At 57.9% G+C, this 17,635-nt stretch carries 22 protein-coding genes; 11 read left to right on the top strand and 11 right to left on the bottom strand.

Annotated features, from left to right (window positions below; genetic code table 11):
• Positions 1 to 86: 86 nt before the first annotated feature.
• From QN377_RS07390 to QN377_RS07345, 10 genes are all read right to left on the bottom strand, one after another.
• Positions 87 to 359: an HPr family phosphocarrier protein gene (locus QN377_RS07390; protein ID WP_095001137.1), complete on the bottom strand. Its 273-nt coding sequence runs from the start codon at positions 357 to 359 to the stop codon at positions 87 to 89.
• 15 nt (positions 360 to 374) lie between these two features.
• Positions 375 to 1,232: an RNase adapter RapZ gene (rapZ, locus tag QN377_RS07385; RefSeq protein WP_019825031.1), complete on the bottom strand. Its 858-nt coding sequence runs from the start codon at positions 1,230 to 1,232 to the stop codon at positions 375 to 377.
• A 2-nt stretch (positions 1,233 to 1,234) separates the two neighbouring features.
• Positions 1,235 to 1,699 (bottom strand): PTS IIA-like nitrogen regulatory protein PtsN, encoded by a 465-nt coding sequence (gene ptsN / locus QN377_RS07380; RefSeq protein WP_095001138.1) that lies wholly within the window; start codon positions 1,697 to 1,699, stop codon positions 1,235 to 1,237.
• A gap of 12 nt (positions 1,700 to 1,711) precedes the next feature.
• On the bottom strand, positions 1,712 to 2,020 hold the full coding sequence (gene hpf, locus QN377_RS07375; protein WP_016781796.1) for a ribosome hibernation-promoting factor, HPF/YfiA family: 309 nt from the start codon (positions 2,018 to 2,020) through the stop codon (positions 1,712 to 1,714).
• Positions 2,021 to 2,095: 75 nt separating this feature from the next.
• Positions 2,096 to 3,589 (bottom strand): RNA polymerase factor sigma-54, encoded by a 1,494-nt coding sequence (locus QN377_RS07370; protein WP_095001139.1) that lies wholly within the window; start codon positions 3,587 to 3,589, stop codon positions 2,096 to 2,098.
• A gap of 235 nt (positions 3,590 to 3,824) precedes the next feature.
• Positions 3,825 to 4,550, bottom strand: coding sequence for an LPS export ABC transporter ATP-binding protein (lptB, locus tag QN377_RS07365; RefSeq protein ID WP_095001140.1), 726 nt, complete (start codon positions 4,548 to 4,550; stop codon positions 3,825 to 3,827).
• Positions 4,550 to 5,095: a lipopolysaccharide transport periplasmic protein LptA gene (gene lptA / locus QN377_RS07360; RefSeq protein ID WP_095001141.1), complete on the bottom strand. Its 546-nt coding sequence runs from the start codon at positions 5,093 to 5,095 to the stop codon at positions 4,550 to 4,552. Before lptA ends, lptB begins: the two co-directional genes overlap by 1 nt.
• Positions 5,082 to 5,654 (bottom strand): LPS export ABC transporter periplasmic protein LptC, encoded by a 573-nt coding sequence (lptC, locus tag QN377_RS07355; protein WP_095001142.1) that lies wholly within the window; start codon positions 5,652 to 5,654, stop codon positions 5,082 to 5,084. Before lptC ends, lptA begins: the two co-directional genes overlap by 14 nt.
• An 8-nt stretch (positions 5,655 to 5,662) precedes the next feature.
• Positions 5,663 to 6,187: a KdsC family phosphatase gene (locus QN377_RS07350; RefSeq protein ID WP_095001143.1), complete on the bottom strand. Its 525-nt coding sequence runs from the start codon at positions 6,185 to 6,187 to the stop codon at positions 5,663 to 5,665.
• A complete protein-coding gene (locus QN377_RS07345) occupies positions 6,187 to 7,161 on the bottom strand; it encodes a KpsF/GutQ family sugar-phosphate isomerase (protein ID WP_095001144.1) in 975 nt (324 codons plus the stop codon). Before QN377_RS07345 ends, QN377_RS07350 begins: the two co-directional genes overlap by 1 nt.
• A gap of 292 nt (positions 7,162 to 7,453) precedes the next feature.
• On the opposite strand from QN377_RS07345, the gene QN377_RS07340 reads away from it, so the two are divergent.
• From QN377_RS07340 to hisC, 10 genes are all read left to right on the top strand, one after another.
• A complete protein-coding gene (locus tag QN377_RS07340; protein ID WP_095001145.1) occupies positions 7,454 to 8,263 on the top strand; it encodes an ATP-binding cassette domain-containing protein in 810 nt (269 codons plus the stop codon).
• Positions 8,263 to 9,060, top strand: coding sequence for a lipid asymmetry maintenance ABC transporter permease subunit MlaE (mlaE, locus tag QN377_RS07335; protein WP_095001146.1), 798 nt, complete (start codon positions 8,263 to 8,265; stop codon positions 9,058 to 9,060). Before QN377_RS07340 ends, mlaE begins: the two co-directional genes overlap by 1 nt.
• Complete coding sequence (mlaD, locus tag QN377_RS07330) at positions 9,060 to 9,527, top strand: outer membrane lipid asymmetry maintenance protein MlaD (RefSeq protein WP_095018238.1); 468 nt, start codon at positions 9,060 to 9,062, stop codon at positions 9,525 to 9,527. The genes mlaE and mlaD overlap by 1 nt, the downstream gene beginning before the upstream one ends.
• A gap of 11 nt (positions 9,528 to 9,538) precedes the next feature.
• Positions 9,539 to 10,198, top strand: coding sequence for an MlaC/ttg2D family ABC transporter substrate-binding protein (locus QN377_RS07325; RefSeq protein ID WP_095001148.1), 660 nt, complete (start codon positions 9,539 to 9,541; stop codon positions 10,196 to 10,198).
• Positions 10,195 to 10,500, top strand: coding sequence for an STAS domain-containing protein (locus QN377_RS07320; protein ID WP_095001149.1), 306 nt, complete (start codon positions 10,195 to 10,197; stop codon positions 10,498 to 10,500). Before QN377_RS07325 ends, QN377_RS07320 begins: the two co-directional genes overlap by 4 nt.
• 115 nt (positions 10,501 to 10,615) lie before the next feature.
• Positions 10,616 to 10,855, top strand: a complete 240-nt coding sequence (locus QN377_RS07315; RefSeq protein WP_003439919.1) for a BolA family protein — start codon at positions 10,616 to 10,618, stop codon at positions 10,853 to 10,855.
• 31 nt (positions 10,856 to 10,886) lie between these two features.
• On the top strand, positions 10,887 to 12,152 hold the full coding sequence (gene murA, locus QN377_RS07310; RefSeq protein WP_095001150.1) for a UDP-N-acetylglucosamine 1-carboxyvinyltransferase: 1,266 nt from the start codon (positions 10,887 to 10,889) through the stop codon (positions 12,150 to 12,152).
• 181 nt (positions 12,153 to 12,333) lie between these two features.
• Positions 12,334 to 12,969 carry an ATP phosphoribosyltransferase gene (gene hisG / locus QN377_RS07305; protein WP_016781809.1) on the top strand — a complete coding sequence of 212 codons (636 nt, stop codon included), beginning with the start codon at positions 12,334 to 12,336 and terminating at the stop codon, positions 12,967 to 12,969.
• A 148-nt stretch (positions 12,970 to 13,117) separates the two neighbouring features.
• Positions 13,118 to 14,440: a histidinol dehydrogenase gene (gene hisD / locus QN377_RS07300; protein ID WP_095001151.1), complete on the top strand. Its 1,323-nt coding sequence runs from the start codon at positions 13,118 to 13,120 to the stop codon at positions 14,438 to 14,440.
• A 5-nt stretch (positions 14,441 to 14,445) separates the two neighbouring features.
• The gene (gene hisC, locus QN377_RS07295; protein WP_095024927.1) at positions 14,446 to 15,498 is read left to right on the top strand and encodes a histidinol-phosphate transaminase; all 1,053 of its coding nucleotides are present in this window, start codon (positions 14,446 to 14,448) and stop codon (positions 15,496 to 15,498) included.
• Positions 15,499 to 15,604: 106 nt separating this feature from the next.
• Here the strand turns inward: hisC and algW are convergent, their stop codons facing one another.
• Positions 15,605 to 16,759: a Do family serine endopeptidase AlgW gene (algW, locus tag QN377_RS07290; RefSeq protein WP_095001153.1), complete on the bottom strand. Its 1,155-nt coding sequence runs from the start codon at positions 16,757 to 16,759 to the stop codon at positions 15,605 to 15,607.
• 100 nt (positions 16,760 to 16,859) lie between these two features.
• Here algW and QN377_RS07285 point away from each other — a divergent pair, with 100 nt between their 5' ends.
• Positions 16,860 to 17,618 carry a Nif3-like dinuclear metal center hexameric protein gene (locus QN377_RS07285; RefSeq protein WP_095001154.1) on the top strand — a complete coding sequence of 253 codons (759 nt, stop codon included), beginning with the start codon at positions 16,860 to 16,862 and terminating at the stop codon, positions 17,616 to 17,618.
• Positions 17,619 to 17,635 lie beyond the last annotated feature (17 nt).

The raw sequence follows: 17,635 nt of genomic DNA, 5'->3' as shown, positions 1-17,635 counted from the left end.
AGATGTGTATAAGAGACAGACCTTCGCGAGCAGGCTCGCTCCCACGGTGGCAGTTTTCCTGCCGCTGCGTCGAAAAAGCTTCAGGCTTATTCACCTTCATCAAAGTAGTTGTTGATCAGGGCAACCAGTGCGTCCAGCGCCTCCTGATCCTTCTCACCTTCGGTCTTGATGTGGATGGTTGTGCCCTTGCCGGCGGCCAGCATCATCATGGCCATGATGCTTTTGCCGTCGACCATCGACTCAGGGGTGCGACCCGCCTGGATCTGACATGGAAACTGCCCTGCGATGCCGACAAACTTTGCCGATGCACGGGCGTGCAAGCCCAGTTTGTTGATGATTTCAATTTCCACTGCAGGCATCGCGGGGTAGATCCTTCAAGTAAGGTCGCGGTGGCGAACCTGGACGTTCTTCAGAGTTTCTTGCAGGCATTTGCCCAGGCGTTCGGTCAGGTACACGGAGCGGTGATGCCCGCCCGTGCAGCCGATTCCGATTGTCACATAGGCGCGGTTGCTGGCTGCAAAGCGCGGTAGCCATTTAAGCAGGTAGCTGGAGATGTCCTGGAACATCTCTTCGACATCAGGTTGCGCCGCCAGATAATCGGCTACCGGCTGGTCCAGCCCTGACTGCTCGCGCAGCTCGGGTTTCCAGTACGGGTTGGGCAGGCAACGCACGTCAAACACCAGGTCGGCATCCACCGGCATACCGCGCTTGAAACCGAACGACTCCACCAAAAAGGCGGTGCCTGGCTCTGGCTTGTTCAGCAGACGCAGCTTGATGGTGTCACGTAACTGATACAGATTCAGATTGGTGGTGTTGATGGTCAGGTCAGCGAGGTCGGCAATGGGGCCCAAAAGCTGGGTTTCATCGCGAATGGCTTCGGCAAGGGAGCGGCTCGCGCTGCTGAGCGGGTGGCGTCTGCGGGTTTCCGAGAAGCGCTTGAGCAAGGTTTCTTCGTCGGCATCCAGGTACAGCACGTCGCACTGGATATGCCGGTTACGCACCTCTTCAAGCAACTGCGGAAAACGTGACAAATGACTCGGCAGGTTGCGCGCATCGATCGAAACGGCCACCAGTGGCTGAGCCAGTTCAGTGTGAATCAACGCGCGTTCGGCCAGTTCCGGCAGCAAGCCGGCTGGCAGGTTGTCGATGCAATAGAAACCGTTGTCTTCAAGGACGGCGAGGGCAGTGCTTTTACCGGAGCCGGAGCGTCCGCTGACTATAACTAAGCGCATGATTAATGACCGTTCTGTACGTCCAGAACAACCTGATACAACGCTTCGTTGCTAGGTGCGTTGCGCAGTCTTTCGCGCACGTCTTTGCGATCGAGCATGCTGGCAATCTGCCGGAGCAGTTCCAGGTGTGCATCGGTTGCCGCTTCTGGCACCAGCAAAACGAAAAGCAGGTCGACCGGCGCGCCATCGATGGCGTCGAAATCTATGGGGGCGTCGAGGTGCAGCAAGGCGCTTACAGGCGACTCGCAGCCCTTGAGGCGGCAATGGGGTATGGCGATGCCGTTGCCAAAACCGGTGGAACCCAGTTTTTCACGGGCAATAAGGCTCTCGAAAACATCCTGCATTTCGAGACCAGGCACTTCGCGGCTGATCAGGTTGGCAATATGTTCGAGTGCACGCTTTTTACTGCCGCCCGGCGCGTTCACCAGGGAACGGCCGGGGGTCAGGATACTTTCAAGTCGGATCATGGGTAGGGAGTATTAACGACCGGTCGCGCCCTGGAGCAGGCTTTGGGTCTTTTCCTTATGCTTTTTCAGTTGGCGATCAAGCTTGTCAGTGAGCAGATCGATGGCGGCATACATATCGTCATGCTCGGCGTTGGCAACGACTTCTCCTCCATGGATGTGCAAGGTGGCCTCGATTTTCTGTTTCAGTTTTTCGACCGCCATCGTTACCTGTACGTTGGTAATCTTGTCGAAGTGACGCTCCAGTCGGTCGAGTTTTTCGCCGATGTATGCGCGTAGCGGTTCGGTGACTTCCAGTTGGTGTCCACTGATGTTGACTTGCATACAGTTTCTCCTTTGATGCCATTGCATAAAGCGGCAGGCCGAGCAGCCTGCCACTGAAACGCCGGGGTCCGTGGCTTACATCAAACGCTTGCGTTCGCTCGAAGGCGCTATCCCGAGGGATTCGCGGTACTTGGCGACGGTGCGACGGGCTACCTGAATACCTTGTGCCTCCAGTAAACCAGCGATCTTGCTGTCACTCAACGGCTTTTTCTGATTTTCCGCTGCAACCAGTTTTTTGATGATGGCACGGATCGCGGTGGAGGAGCATTCGCCGCCTTCAGAGGTGCTGACGTGGCTGGAGAAAAAGTATTTAAGTTCATAAATGCCCCGTGGGGTATGCATGAATTTTTGTGTGGTAACCCGGGAAATGGTGGATTCGTGCATGCCCACCGCTTCGGCGATATCGTGCAGTACCAGGGGTTTCATGGCTTCATCGCCATGCTCGAGAAAGCCGCGTTGGTGCTCGACGATCTGGGTCGCCACTTTCATCAGGGTTTCGTTGCGGCTTTGCAGGCTTTTGATAAACCAGCGTGCTTCCTGCAGCTGGTTGCGCATAAAGGTGTTGTCGGCGCTGGTATCGGCTCTGCGTACGAAACCGGCGTATTGCGCGTTCACCCGCAGGCGCGGTACGGACTCCTGGTTAAGCTCGACCAGCCAGCGCTCGTTGTCCTTGCGCACGATCACGTCAGGTACGACGTATTCGGCTTCGCTGGATTCGATTTGCGAACCCGGGCGCGGGTTGAGGCTCTGTACCAGTTCAATGACCTGGCGCAGTTCGTCCTCTTTGAGCTTCATGCGGCGCATCAGCTGGCTGTAGTCGCGTGCGCCCAGCAGGTCGATGTAGTCGGTGACCAAGCGCTTGGCCTCGCTCAGCCAGGGGGTCTTGGCAGGCAGTTGGCGCAATTGCAGAAGCAGGCATTCACCCAGGTTGCGCGCGCCAATGCCAGCCGGTTCGAATTGCTGGATGCGGTGCAGGACGGCTTCGATTTCATCGAGTTCAATGTCCAGTTCCGGATCAAAGGCTTCGAGGATTTCTTCGAGGGTTTCGTCCAGGTAGCCCTGGTTGTTGATGCAGTCGATCAGGGTTACGCCGATCAGACGGTCGGTGTCGGACATCGGAGCCAGGTTCAATTGCCACAGCAGGTGGCTTTGCAGGCTTTCACCGGTCGAGGTGCGGGTGGTGAAGTCCCACTCGTCATCATCGTTGCTTGGCAGGCTGCTGGCGCTGGTCTGGTAGATGTCTTCCCAGGCAGTGTCCACGGGCAGTTCGTTGGGAATGCGCTCACCCCAGTCACCGTCTTCCAGATTATCTACGGTCTGGGCAGTTTCCTGGTAGGTGGGCTCTTGAACGTCGGGATTGGGCTTTTGCTCAATGTTGTCGGCAAGGGGGTCTGCATTGTCGAAGTCGTCGCCTTCTTCCTGGCGCTCGAGCATGGGGTTGGACTCCAGGGCTTCCTGGATTTCCTGTTGCAGATCGAGGGTCGACAATTGGAGCAGGCGGATGGCCTGTTGCAGCTGAGGTGTCATTGTCAGCTGCTGGCCCATTCTCAGGACTAGCGATGGTTTCATGGCAGGGGCTTAACACCTTATTCGCCGGCGCACATGGCGCCATCCACTACAGGGCGCGTGAGCGCCAAACATAAGCAAATTATATGCCTGAAACCGGTGCGTTTGCCTAGGGGGCGGTCTAAATTAGTTTGCGGGTGGTGAACTGATCGAGAGCACCCCGTTGAATATTCGGGCAATAAAATGCTGGCGCATTTTTACTGCCCGGATGCCCTGGCTGCCCATGATGTGTCCGGGCTTATAGGCGGAACTCGTGACCCAGGTAAACTTCCCGCACCAACTTGTTGGCCAGAATCGTTTCAGCATCGCCTTCAGCGATCAATTGCCCGTCATTGACGATATAGGCCGTTTCGCAGATATCGAGGGTTTCACGGACATTGTGGTCGGTGATCAGCACGCCAATGCCCTTGGCTTTGAGGTGGTAGATGATTTGTTTGATGTCGCCCACCGAGATCGGATCGACACCGGCAAAGGGTTCGTCGAGCAGGATGAACTTGGGTGCCGTGGCCAGTGCGCGGGCAATTTCTACCCGACGGCGCTCACCGCCCGACAGGCTCATGCCCAGGTTGTCGCGAATATGGTTGATATGGAATTCCTGCAGCAGGCTTTCCAGCTCCTTGCGACGACCGGTCTTGTCGAGCTCCTTGCGGGTTTCGAGGATTGCCATGATGTTGTCGGCCACCGACAGCTTGCGAAAGATCGAGGCTTCCTGTGGCAAGTAACCGATACCGGCGCGTGCGCGACCATGCATGGGCTCGTGGCTGACGTCCAGGTCATCGATCAGTACGCGACCCTGATCGGCGTGCACCAGGCCGACAATCATGTAGAAACAGGTGGTTTTGCCCGCGCCGTTGGGGCCGAGCAGGCCCACGATTTGCCCGCTGTCGATCGACAGGCTGACATCACGTACTACCTGACGGCTCTTGTAGCTTTTGGCCAGATGCTGGGCTTTCAGAGTTGCCATTACTGGGCCTTCTGCTGGTCGGTTTTCTTCTTGGGCTGGATCACCATGTCGATGCGCGGGCGAGGTGCGGTGACATTGGCGCCATTGGCGCGACCGGCACTGGCAATTTGTTTTACCGTGTCGTAGACGATTTTCTCGCCCTCGGTGGTATTGCCGTCGTTAATCACTTTGGCCTTGTCAATCAGTACGATGCGGTTTTGTGGTGCATGGTATTGAATGGTGACGGCATAAGCCTGTACCGGTTTGGGGTCAGTGGCTTTTTGCAGTTGCTCGAAGTAGGCCAGGTTGCCGACGGATGTCACCACGTCGATTTCGCCCGCAGCATTACGGGTGATGGTGACGGTGTTGCCGGTGATTTTCATCGAGCCCTGGGTGATGATGACATCGCCCTTGTAGGTGGCAATACCTTGCTTGTCATCCAGTTGTGCCTCGTTGGCCTGGATGCGAATAGGTTGTTCGGTGTCGTTCGGCAGAGCCCAGGCGCTCACGCTTCCCAGTGCTGCGCTCAGGCTGAGCAATAAAGGGAGGGTTTTAACGAGACTCATACTGTCCTCTTACGTTGGACAGCAGGTCCATCCTGCCGTCTTTCAAATATGCTTTCATGCCCTTGCCAGTGGTTACGCCGCCAGCGCCGTCGATTCTAACGTCTCGCTCGGTCTGCGCATATTCCTTCTGGGGGAATACAGTCATACGGGTACTGGTAATAATGGTGGTGCGGTTTTTTTCGTCAGTGCGCGCGATGCGCACCGAATCGATAAGCTCGACCTCGGTGCCATCCGGGTTGACTTCACCGCGCTCGCTCTGCACGTTCCACGGGTAGGCCGTGCCGCGGTAGAGCTGCATTTTCGGTTGGGTCATCTGAGTGACCTCGGAAGCCTTCAAATGTTCAAGCTTCTCGGACGTCATGTCGTACTGCAGCTTGCCGTCAGGTAAAAACTGACGGCTGTGTGCATTGGTGGCGTAGTAGTCGATAGCGTTTTCATCCACCGCCAGGGTAGGGGCATTGAGAAAACGTTCCGGCCTGATATTCCAGTAGCCAGCAGCTGCAAACAGCGAGGCAATCACTGTAAACAGCACTATTTGGCGAATCTTTTTGCTCAGCATAGAAAGCTCTATAGGTAGGCGGCGTGGGCTGCGTCCAGGCTGCCCTGGGCACGCAGAATCAGCTCGCAGAATTCACGGGCGGCACCTTCGCCACCCCGCGCCCGGGTTACCCCGTGGGCGTGCTCGCGGACAAAGTCCGCAGCGTTGGCCACGGCCATGCCCAGACCTACCCGGCGGATAACCGGCAGGTCGGGCAAGTCATCTCCCAGGTAGGCAACCTGTTCATAGCTTAGGTTGAGTTGGCCAAGAAGCTCGTCCAGTACGACCAATTTGTCTTCGCGGCCCTGGTACAGATACGGGATGCCCAGGTTTTGTGCGCGACGCTCGACCACCGGGGTTTTGCGGCCGCTGATAATTGCCGTTTGCACACCGGCGGCCATAAGCATCTTGATGCCCTGGCCGTCGAGGGTATTGAAGGTCTTGAATTCGCTGCCATCTTCGAGGAAATACAGGCGGCCGTCGGTCAATACGCCGTCAACGTCAAAAATGGCCAGCTTGATGCCCTTGCCGCGCTTGAGAAGTTCCTGGGTCATTACATTACTCCTGCGCGTAGCAGATCGTGCATGTTCAAGGCGCCAACCGGACGATCTTGCTTGTCGACCACCACCAGCGCGCTGATTTTGTGGTCTTCCATGATTTTAAGGGCTTCGGCTGCCAGCATGTCGGCGCGGGCGGTTTTGCCGTGCGGGGTCATGACCGCGTCGATGGTGGCGTTGCGGATGTCGATTTCGCGGTCCAGGGTGCGGCGCAAGTCGCCGTCAGTAAAGATTCCGGCCAGTCGACCGTCCTCTTCTATGACGACGGTCATGCCCAGGCCCTTGTGGGTCATTTCCATCAACGCCTCCTTGAGCAATGTACCGCGCACGACTTGCGGCAGTTCATCGCCAGAGTGCATGACGTTTTCCACTTTCAGCAATAGGCGTCGGCCCAGTGCTCCGCCGGGGTGGGAAAAGGCGAAATCTTCTGCAGTAAAACCGCGAGCTTCAAGCAGGGCAATAGCCAGTGCATCGCCCAGCACCAAGGTTGCCGTGGTGGACGAGGTCGGTGCCAGATTCAACGGGCAGGCTTCCTGGGCCACGCGGGCATCCAGGCTGACATCGGCGGCCTTGGCCAGCGGCGATTCGGGGTTGCCGGTCATGCTGATCAGCTTGATGCCCAGGCGCTTGATCAGTGGCAGCAGGGTGACGATTTCGGCGGTCGAGCCGGAGTTGGACAGTGCGAGGATAATGTCATCGCGGGTAATCATGCCCATGTCGCCGTGGCTGGCTTCTGCCGGGTGGACAAAAAAAGCCGTGGTGCCGGTGCTGGCCAGGGTTGCGGCAATTTTATTGCCGATGTGTCCTGACTTGCCCATGCCGACCACGACCACCCGGCCTTTACTGGCCAAAATCATCTCGCAAGCGCGTACGAAATCTGCGTCGATATGTGTCAGCAAGCCCTCTACGGCTTCCAGTTCGAGGCGGATGGTGCGTTGGGCGGATTGGATCAGGTCGCTGGATTGGCTCATGGTTGAAGTCGGGTAGCCTGAGAAAAGGCAACGATTATAGCGGTTATGTGGCGTTCCCTCACGCTTGATCGCTGTGCTTTATTGCATGTGCTTACAAAGTGCGCGTGTGTTTGCAGAAAAAACATCTTTATTTCACTGTACTGAGACTTAACCGGCACTCCTTCGGTCTTGGGCGGTCACTATGAGCAGTGGTATAGTTCGCCGCCAGTTCGGCCCGCCAGGGAACGCGTGCTTCTTCACAAGAAGTTTGGTGTCCGGGTGAGAGGCAGAGGCTGCATCGCAAGGAGTTTAGATGAGCGCCGATAACGCCTACGCGGTCGAGCTGAAGGGAGTGTCCTTCAAGCGCGGTACGCGCAGCATCTTCAATAATGTCGATATTCGCATCCCGCGTGGCAAGGTCACGGGGATCATGGGGCCGTCTGGCTGCGGCAAGACCACACTGTTGCGCCTGATGGGCATGCAACTGCGTCCCAACAGCGGCGAAGTGTGGGTCAACAATCAAAACCTGCCGGCCCTGTCGCGCAGTGATTTGTTTGATGCCCGCAAGCATATGGGCGTGTTGTTTCAGAGCGGTGCGCTGTTTACCGATCTGGACGTGTTCGAGAACGTTGCTTTCCCGTTGCGGGTGCATACCGAGCTGCCGGAAGAAATGATCCGTGACATCGTGCTGCTTAAATTGCAGGCGGTGGGCTTGCGCGGAGCTATCGACCTGATGCCCGACGAGTTGTCCGGCGGCATGAAACGCCGGGTGGCGCTGGCGCGGGCGATTGCCCTGGATCCGCAGATCCTGATGTATGACGAACCCTTCGTGGGGCAGGATCCCATTGCAATGGGCGTGCTGGTACGCCTGATTCGTTTGCTCAATGATGCGCTGGGCATTACCAGTATCGTGGTTTCTCACGATCTGGCTGAAACTGCGAGCATTGCCGACTATCTGTATGTAGTCGGCGATGGCCAGGTGCTGGGGCAGGGCACGCCCGAAGAATTGATGAACGCCGATAACCCGCGCATTCGCCAGTTCATGACCGGCGACCCGGATGGCCCGGTTCCGTTCCACTTTCCGGCGTCGGACTACCGAACCGATCTACTGGGGAAGCGCTGATGCGCAAGATGTCATTAATGAGCCGTATCGGTCTGTTCGGCCGGGCCGGGATCGACACCGTTGCGGTACTGGGGCGTTCGGCAGTGTTCCTGTTTCATGCACTGCTGGGGCGTGGCGGTATCGGGGGCGGGTTTGGTTTGCTGGTCAGGCAGCTGCATTCGGTTGGCGTCATGTCGCTGGTCATTATCGTGGTGTCCGGCATATTTATCGGCATGGTACTGGCACTGCAAGGCTTCAGTATCCTGTCCAGCTATGGTTCGGAGCAGGCAGTGGGGCAGATGGTGGCCCTGACCCTGTTGCGCGAACTGGGTCCCGTGGTTACCGCCTTGCTGTTCGCCGGGCGCGCAGGGTCGGCGCTGACGGCTGAAATCGGCAACATGAAATCGACCGAGCAGTTGTCCAGCCTGGAAATGATCGGTGTTGATCCGCTCAAGTACATCATTGCGCCGCGGTTGTGGGCCGGGTTTATTTCCCTGCCTGTGCTGGCGATGATTTTCAGCGTGGTCGGGATCTGGGGTGGTTCGTGGGTTGCCGTGGACTGGCTCGGTGTCTACGACGGCTCCTACTGGGCCAACATGCAAAACAGCGTAACCTTCAGTGGTGACGTAATTAACGGGATCATCAAAAGCATCGTGTTTGCCTTTGTGGTGACCTGGATTGCCGTGTTTCAAGGTTATGACTGTGAGCCCACCTCAGAGGGGATCAGCCGTGCCACTACCAAGACCGTGGTGTATGCCTCACTGGCAGTCCTCGGGCTGGACTTTATATTGACCGCCTTGATGTTTGGAGATTTCTGATGCAAAACCGCACCATGGAAATCGGTGTCGGCCTGTTCCTGCTGGCTGGCATCCTGGCTTTGCTGTTGCTTGCCTTGCGGGTCAGCGGGCTGTCCCCGACGGCGAGCACTGACACCTACAAGCTCTATGCCAATTTCGACAATATTGCCGGGCTGACCGTGCGCGCCAAAGTCACCATGGCTGGCGTGACCATCGGCAAGGTGACAGCAATCGACCTGGACCGTGACAACTACATGGCCCGCGTCACATTGCAGCTCGAAAAAGCGGTGGATAACCTGCCTGTGGATTCGACAGCGTCTATCCTCACAGCAGGCCTGCTGGGCGAGAAATACATCGGCATCAGCGTGGGTGGCGAAGACGCGACCCTCAAGGACGGCGGCACCATTCACGACACGCAGTCGTCGCTGGTTCTTGAAGACCTGATCGGTAAATTCCTGCTCAATACCGTTAGCAAAGACGCCAAATAAGGAGCTTCCAGATGATTTCTCTCTTGCGCCGTGGCCTGCTGGTAATACTGGCCGCAGCCCTTCCTCTGGTGGCGAACGCCGCGCCGGGGCAGTCGGCCCATGACATCGTTTCAGATACCACGACAAGGTTGCTGGCCGACCTGGCTGCCAACAAGGAGCAATACAAACAAAGCCCAAGCAAGTTCTATGATGCCCTGAACGAAATCGTCGGCCCTGCAGTAGATGTTGATGGCATCTCCAAAAGCATCATGACGGTCAAGTACTCGCGCAATGCAACGCCTGCCCAGATGCAGCGCTTTCAAGAGAACTTCAAGCGCAGCCTGATGCAGTTCTACGGCAATGCCTTGCTTGAGTTCAAGAATCAGGGCATCACCGTTGGCCCGGCCAAGGACGAAAGCGGCGATCGCACCAGTGTCGACATGACCGTCAAGGGTGACAACGGCGCCATTTATCCATTGTCCTATACCCTTAACAAGGTCAACGGCGAGTGGAAAGTGCGTAACGTGATCATCAATGGCATCAATATCGGCAAGCTGTTCCGCGATCAGTTCGCCGATGCCATGCAGCGCAACGGCAACAACCTGGATAAAACCATCGACAACTGGGCGGGTGAAGTGGCCAAGGCCAAGCAGACCACTGATGCGGCATCGCCCAAGGCAGCCGGGCAATGAGTGAAGCGGCCATAACCCTGGCCGGCGAGAGCGAGCTTCGCCTTAGTGGCGTGCTCGATTATCAGACTGGCCCCCGTTTGCGCACAGAAGGTCAGGCCCTGATCAAAAAAGCCCTGGCCAAAGAGCTGGTGGTTGACTGCTCGGGCGTTACCAAATCGAGCAGCGTCGGTTTGTCGCTGCTGCTGTGTTATATCCGTGATGCCCAGGCCCTGAACAAGCCATTGAGCATTCGTGCCATGCCCGAAGACATGCGCGAAATCGCCCAGGTTTCGGGTGTGACCGAGCTGCTGGCACATCATTAATCGCCACATATAAATAAGCCCCCCTGTCAGAGTCCTGTTATGCGGGGTTCGCAGGCGCGGGGCTTTTTTGTATGATGGCCGACCCGTGCGCGTTAGGCGCCGATTGAGGTTGAGCATGCAGGCCGTAGAAGTGAAGAGCTTTCTTGAAGGAAAGCTGCCAGGAACCCAGGTAGAAGTTGAGGGCGAAGGCTGCAACTTTCAGTTGAACGTGATCAGTGACGAACTGGTGGCCCTGAGCCCGGTCAAACGTCAACAAAGCATCTATGCCCATTTGAACCCGTGGATCGCTGATGGCAGCATCCATGCGGTCACTATGAAATTCTTCAGCAGCGCGGCCTGGGCCGAGCGCACCTGAGCCCCCTGAGCCCATTGGCGTCGAGATTGTTATGGATAAATTGATTATTACCGGCGGTGCCCGCCTTGATGGCGAGATCCGCATTTCCGGGGCGAAGAACTCTGCCCTGCCGATCCTGGCAGCGACCCTGCTGTGCAATGGCCCGGTCACTGTAGCCAACCTGCCGCATTTGCATGACATCACCACCATGATCGAGCTGTTCGGTCGCATGGGCATTGAGCCGGTGATCGATGAAAAGCTCAGTGTCGAAATCAACCCGAACACCATCAAAACCCTGGTCGCGCCGTATGAGCTGGTGAAAACCATGCGCGCATCGATCCTGGTACTGGGGCCGATGGTTGCACGTTTCGGTTACGCTGAAGTTGCCTTGCCGGGCGGCTGCGCCATTGGCTCGCGTCCGGTTGACCTGCACATCCGCGGCCTTGAAGCCATGGGCGCAGTGATCGACGTTGAAGGTGGCTACATCAAGGCCAAGGCGCCTGAAGGCGGCTTGCGCGGTGCCAGCTTCTTCTTTGATACCGTCAGCGTGACCGGTACCGAGAACATCATGATGGCCGCAGCACTGGCCAACGGCCGCAGCGTATTGCAGAACTCTGCACGCGAGCCTGAAGTTGTCGACCTGGCCAACTTCCTGAACGCCATGGGCGCCAAGGTAAGCGGTGCTGGTACTGACACCATCACCATTGATGGCGTCAAAGAGCTGCATTCGGCGACTTACCGCGTCATGCCGGACCGTATTGAAACCGGTACTTACCTGGTAGCCGCTGCCGTCACCGGTGGCCGCGTGAAGGTCAAGGACACTGATCCGACCATCCTTGAAGCCGTCCTTGAGAAGCTCAAGGAAGCAGGCGCCGAGGTCACCACCGGTGAAGACTGGATCGAGCTGAACATGCACGGCAAACGCCCTAAAGCGGTGAACGTGCGTACTGCTCCGTACCCGGCGTTTCCGACCGACATGCAGGCGCAGTTCATCTCGCTCAACGCCATTGCCGAAGGCACGGGTGCAGTGATCGAGACGATCTTCGAAAACCGCTTCATGCACGTGTATGAACTGCACCGCATGGGCGCCAAGATCCAGGTTGAAGGCAACACTGCCATCGTGACCGGCACTGAAACCCTCAAGGGCGCGCCAGTAATGGCCACCGACCTGCGTGCTTCTGCCAGCCTGGTGATTTCGGCGCTGGTGGCGGAAGGCGATACCCTGATCGATCGCATCTACCACATAGACCGTGGTTACGAGTGCATCGAAGAAAAACTGCAAATGCTGGGCGCCAAAATCCGCCGCGTTCCGGGCTAGTTTTTGCTGTTTGGCATCATGGGCACAGGGATAGTGTCCAGCTGCCAGGTGACGTAACGGCCTGCAAGCGTTACCTTACCTGGCCTCGAATCGTTCAAGTCGAGCCTGATATCAGGCTCGATGCTTGTCCGGCGCCGATTGCGCACGGGCAAAAGTACCCTGATAAGGACTTACGTTTCCCATGTTGACCATTGCACTGTCCAAGGGCCGTATCCTTGACGACACCCTGCCGCTTCTGGCCGAAGCAGGCATTGTGCCGACCGAGAATCCGGACAAAAGCCGCAAGCTGATCATCCCGACCTCACAGCCTGACGTCCGCCTGCTGATCGTCCGTGCCACCGACGTGCCGACTTACGTTGAGCATGGTGCCGCCGACCTCGGTGTGGCCGGTAAAGACGTGCTGATGGAGTATGGTGGCCAGGGCCTGTACGAGCCGCTGGACCTGCAGATTGCCCAGTGCAAGCTGATGACCGCCGGTGCCATTGGTGTCGCTGAACCCAAGGGCCGCCTGCGCGTTGCGACCAAGTTCGTCAACGTCGCCAAGCGTTACTACGCCGAACAGGGCCGTCAGGTCGACATCATCAAGCTGTATGGCTCGATGGAGCTGGCCCCCCTGATTGGCCTGGCCGACAAGATCATTGACGTGGTCGATACCGGTAACACCTTGCGTGCCAATGGCCTGGAACCCCAGGAATTCATTGCCGCCATCAGCTCCCGCCTGGTGGTTAACAAGGCTTCGATGAAAATGCAGCACGCCCGTATTCAAGCCCTGATCGATACCCTGCGCAAAGCAGTGGAATCTCGACACCGCGGCTGACTCACCTGCGCGGCTTCAGGTCGCGCCCATCTATCCGCGTAATAGCCAGAAATCTCAGGTACCCACGCGGATGGCTTGGTAGTCTTGTGGTGCCTGAGCTGCGCAAAACCCTTATTCCAAGCATTCGCCCATTACCGAGGCCCTCGCTATGACCGCTCCCACTGCAATTCGCCGACTCAACGCTGCTGACCCGGACTTCGCGCAGCATCTGGATCATCTGCTGAGCTGGGAAAGTGTGTCTGACGACTCGGTCAACCAGCGTGTGCTCGACATCATCAAGGCTGTGCGTGAGCGGGGCGACGCTGCCCTGGTTGAGTTCACCCAGCGCTTTGACGGGCTTGAAGTGGCCTCGATGGCTGACCTGATCCTGCCGCGCGAGCGCCTGGAACTGGCCCTGACCCGCATCACTGCGCCACAACGTGAAGCACTGGAAACGGCCGCACAGCGCGTGCGCAGCTACCACGAGAAACAGAAACAGGACTCCTGGAGCTACACCGAAGCCGATGGTACGGTGCTGGGCCAGAAAGTCACGCCGCTGGATCGCGCCGGTCTGTACGTACCGGGTGGCAAGGCGTCGTACCCTTCGTCGGTGCTGATGAACGCGATTCCGGCCAAGGTTGCCGGCGTGACCGAAGTGGTGATGGTCGTGCCGACCCCGCGTGGCGAAATCAATGAGCTGGTGCTGGCTGCCGCCTGCATTGCGGGCGTTGACCGGGTGTTCACCATTGGTGGCGCACAAGCGGTTGCGGCATTGGCTTATGGCACCGAAAGCGTACCCAAAGTCGACAAGGTGGTAGGCCCGGGCAATATCTACGTCGCGACCGCCAAGCGCCATGTATTTGGCCAGGTAGGCATCGACATGATTGCCGGCCCTTCGGAGATCCTCGTCGTGTGCGACGGCCAGACCGACCCGGACTGGATTGCCATGGATTTGTTCTCCCAGGCCGAGCACGATGAAGACGCGCAAGCGATTCTGGTTAGCCCCGATGCCGAGTTCCTCGACAAGGTGGCGGCCAGCATCGCCAAACTGCTGCCGACCATGGAGCGGGCCGAAATCATCGAAACCTCGATCAATGGTCGTGGTGCGCTGATTCTGGTGAACGACATGCAGCAGGCTATCGACGTGGCCAACCGCATTGCTCCGGAACACCTGGAGCTATCGGTGGCAGACCCGCAAGCCTGGTTGCCGCAGATCCGCCACGCCGGTGCGATCTTTATGGGTCGTCACACCTCAGAGGCGCTGGGCGACTACTGCGCAGGGCCTAATCACGTACTGCCGACTTCCGGTACGGCGCGTTTTTCGTCACCGCTTGGCGTTTATGATTTCCAGAAGCGCTCCTCGATTATCTTCTGCTCCGAGCAGGGTGCTTCCGACTTGGGCAAAACCGCTTCGATTCTCGCTCGCGGCGAATCGCTGACCGGTCACGCCCGCAGTGCCGAATACCGCATCCTCGCCGACAAACAGGGGTAACAAGTATGAGCAAGTTCTGGAGCCCATTCGTTAAAGCCCTGGTGCCTTATGTGCCGGGTGAGCAACCGAAGCTGACCAAACTGGTCAAGCTCAACACCAACGAAAACCCCTATGGGCCTTCGCCTAAAGCGCTGGCAGCGATGCAGGCCGAAATCAATGACAACCTGCGTTTATACCCCGACCCGAACAGCGACCTGCTTAAGCAGGCGGTGGCCGAGTATTACGGTGTGCAGACCAATCAGGTGTTTTTGGGCAACGGCTCGGACGAAGTGCTGGCCCATGTTTTCAATGGCCTGTTCCAGCACGACAAACCGCTGCTGTTTCCGGATATAAGTTACAGTTTTTATCCGGTTTACTGCGGGCTGTATGGCATCGAATTTGACGCCATAGCACTGGATGAGCAGTTCCAGATCCAGCCTGCGGACTACACCCGGGCCAATGGCGGGATCATCTTCCCCAACCCCAATGCACCGACCGGTTGCCTGCTGGCGCTGGAGGCCATCGAACAGATCCTCAAGGCCAACCCTGATTCGGTGGTCGTGGTGGATGAAGCGTATATCGACTTTGGCGGCGAAACGGCCATCAGCCTGGTGGACCGTTATCCGAACCTGCTGGTCACCCAGACCCTGTCCAAGTCGCGCTCCCTGGCCGGTTTGCGTGTCGGCCTGGCGGTGGGCCATCCGGATCTGATCGAAGCGCTGGAGCGAATCAAGAACAGCTTCAACTCCTATCCGCTTGATCGTATCGCCATTGTTGGCGCAGCGGCAGCGTTTGCCGACCGCGAATATTTCGAACAGACCTGCCAGTGGGTGATCGACAGTCGCGAGCAAGTGGTCGCGCAGTTGCAGGCGCTGGGCTTTGAAGTGCTGCCATCGGCCGCGAACTTTATCTTCGCCCGTCACCCGGAACACGATGCGGCGGCGTTGGCGGCCAAGTTGCGTGATCAGGGGGTGATCGTGCGTCACTTCAAGCAACTGCGCATTGCCCAGTTCCTGCGCATCAGCATCGGCACGCCGGAGCAGAATGCGGCGTTGATTGAAGGGTTGTCAGACTTGTAACCGCTGCCCTCTCCCGGAGGGAGAGGGGACTAAAGCAAGAGCAGTATTCGCGCAGCACCACAAATCGGCCCCCTCTCCCTTTAGGAGAGGGCTGGGGTGAGGGTTTTCAGTCGTTCTGCGGCGGCTGCTCTTGCGGCGGTCGCAGGCCCACTGCGGCGGTGAGCTTGAGCTCTTTGCCGTTGCGCATGACCTGTATGGTGATTTTGTCCGAAGGTTTGATCCGCGCCACCTGATTCATCGAACGACGGCCATCGCTGGCGGGTTCGCCATCAATGCTCAGAATCACGTCTCCCAGTTGCAAACCGGCTTTTTGCGCCGGGCCATCACGGAAAATCCCCGCCACAACAATTCCCGGACGACCACTGAGGCCAAACGACTCGGCCAGCTCCTGGGTCAACGGCTGCACTTCAATGCCCAGCCAGCCGCGAATCACCTGGCCGTGCTCGATGATCGACTTCATGACTTCCATGGCCAGATTGATCGGGATCGCAAAACCGATGCCCTGTGAGCCGCCGGACTTGGAGAAAATCGCGGTGTTGATGCCGGTCAGGTTACCGTTGGCATCCACCAGCGCGCCGCCCGAGTTACCCGGGTTGATCGCGGCATCCGTCTGGATAAAGTCTTCGTAGTTGTTCAGGCCCAACTGGTTGCGCCCGGTGGCACTGATAATGCCCATGGTGGTGGTCTGGCCAACGCCAAACGGGTTGCCGATCGCCAGGGCGATATCACCGATGCGCAGGGTGTCCGAGCGGCCGATGGTAATTGCAGGCAGGTTTTTCAGGTCGATCTTCAGTACTGCCAGGTCCGTTTCCGGGTCGCTACCAATAACCCGTGCATGTGTTTCGCGGCCGTCCTTGAGTGCCACCACAATCTGGTCGGCACCTGCGACTACATGGTTATTGGTCAGTAAATAGCCCTCGGGGCTCATCAGCACTGCCGAACCCAGGCTGGACTCCATACGACGCTGTTTAGGCTCGTTGTTGCCGAAAAAGTGACGGAACTGCGGGTCTTCAAACAATGGGCGGGCGTTTTTGTTCACCACCTTGGTGGTGTACAAGTTGGCCACGGCAGGCGCGGCGCGCACCACTGCATCGGCGTAGGTCACGGGACCCTGCTGCATGTAACTGGTTTGCGGGGCTTGTTGCAGATTAACGTCCAGGCTCGGCAGCCCAACCCATTGCGGGTAACGCTGAATAATCAGCAAAGCGATAAGCACGCCAGCCAGCAACGGCCAGCCAAAGAAACGCAAAGCCTTAAACATTGAACTCAGTCCTGAAGGTTGCAGAGCCATTCTGACGGCCCATAATGACGCCATTATACGAGGGCCGCCCGGCTCTGAACGCTATATTTAGGAGTCTTTTATGGCTGTCTCCCTGAGCACGCTGGTAGAAGAGGCAAATCGTTACCTCAACTGTGCCGCCATCGGCGATTACTGCCCCAATGGCTTGCAAGTCGAAGGCCGCCCGCAGGTGATGCGTATAGTCAGTGGCGTGACCGCCAGCCAGGCATTGCTGGATGCCGCAGTCGAGGCCCAGGCTGATCTGGTGCTGGTGCATCACGGCTACTTCTGGAAAGGCGAAGACCCGTGCGTTACCGGTATGAAGCAGCGCCGCCTGAAAACCCTGCTCAAGCACGATATCAGCCTGCTGGCCTACCACTTGCCGCTGGATCTGCATCCTGAAGTGGGCAACAACGTGCAATTGGCCCGGCAGCTGGATATCACCGTCGAAGGTCCGCTGGAACCGGGCAATTCGAAAGTGGTGGGGCTGGTGGGTTCCTTGGCCGAGCCTGTAACGGCCCGCGATTTTGCCCGCCGCGTGCAAGAAGCGCTGGGCCGTGAGCCGTTGCTGATTGAAGGCAGCGAAATGATCCGTCGCGTGGGCTGGTGTACCGGTGGCGGGCAGGGCTTTATCGATCAGGCGGTACAGGCGGGGGTTGATCTGTACCTGAGTGGCGAAGCGTCAGAGCAGACTTTCCATAGTGCCAGGGAAAACGACATCAGCTTTATTGCCGCAGGCCATCACGCCACCGAACGTTATGGCGTGCAAGCCCTGGGGGATTACCTGGCGCGGCGCTTCGCCCTGGAACACCTGTTTATCGATTGCCCGAATCCGATCTGAGCATTGGAGTTGAACCC

It is taken from the genome of Pseudomonas sp. CCC4.1, from assembly GCF_035019225.1.
Lineage (GTDB): Bacteria > Pseudomonadota > Gammaproteobacteria > Pseudomonadales > Pseudomonadaceae > Aquipseudomonas > Aquipseudomonas bubulae.
Note: the sequence above shows the minus strand (reverse complement) of the source record. Positions and strands in the feature narration are given on the sequence as shown.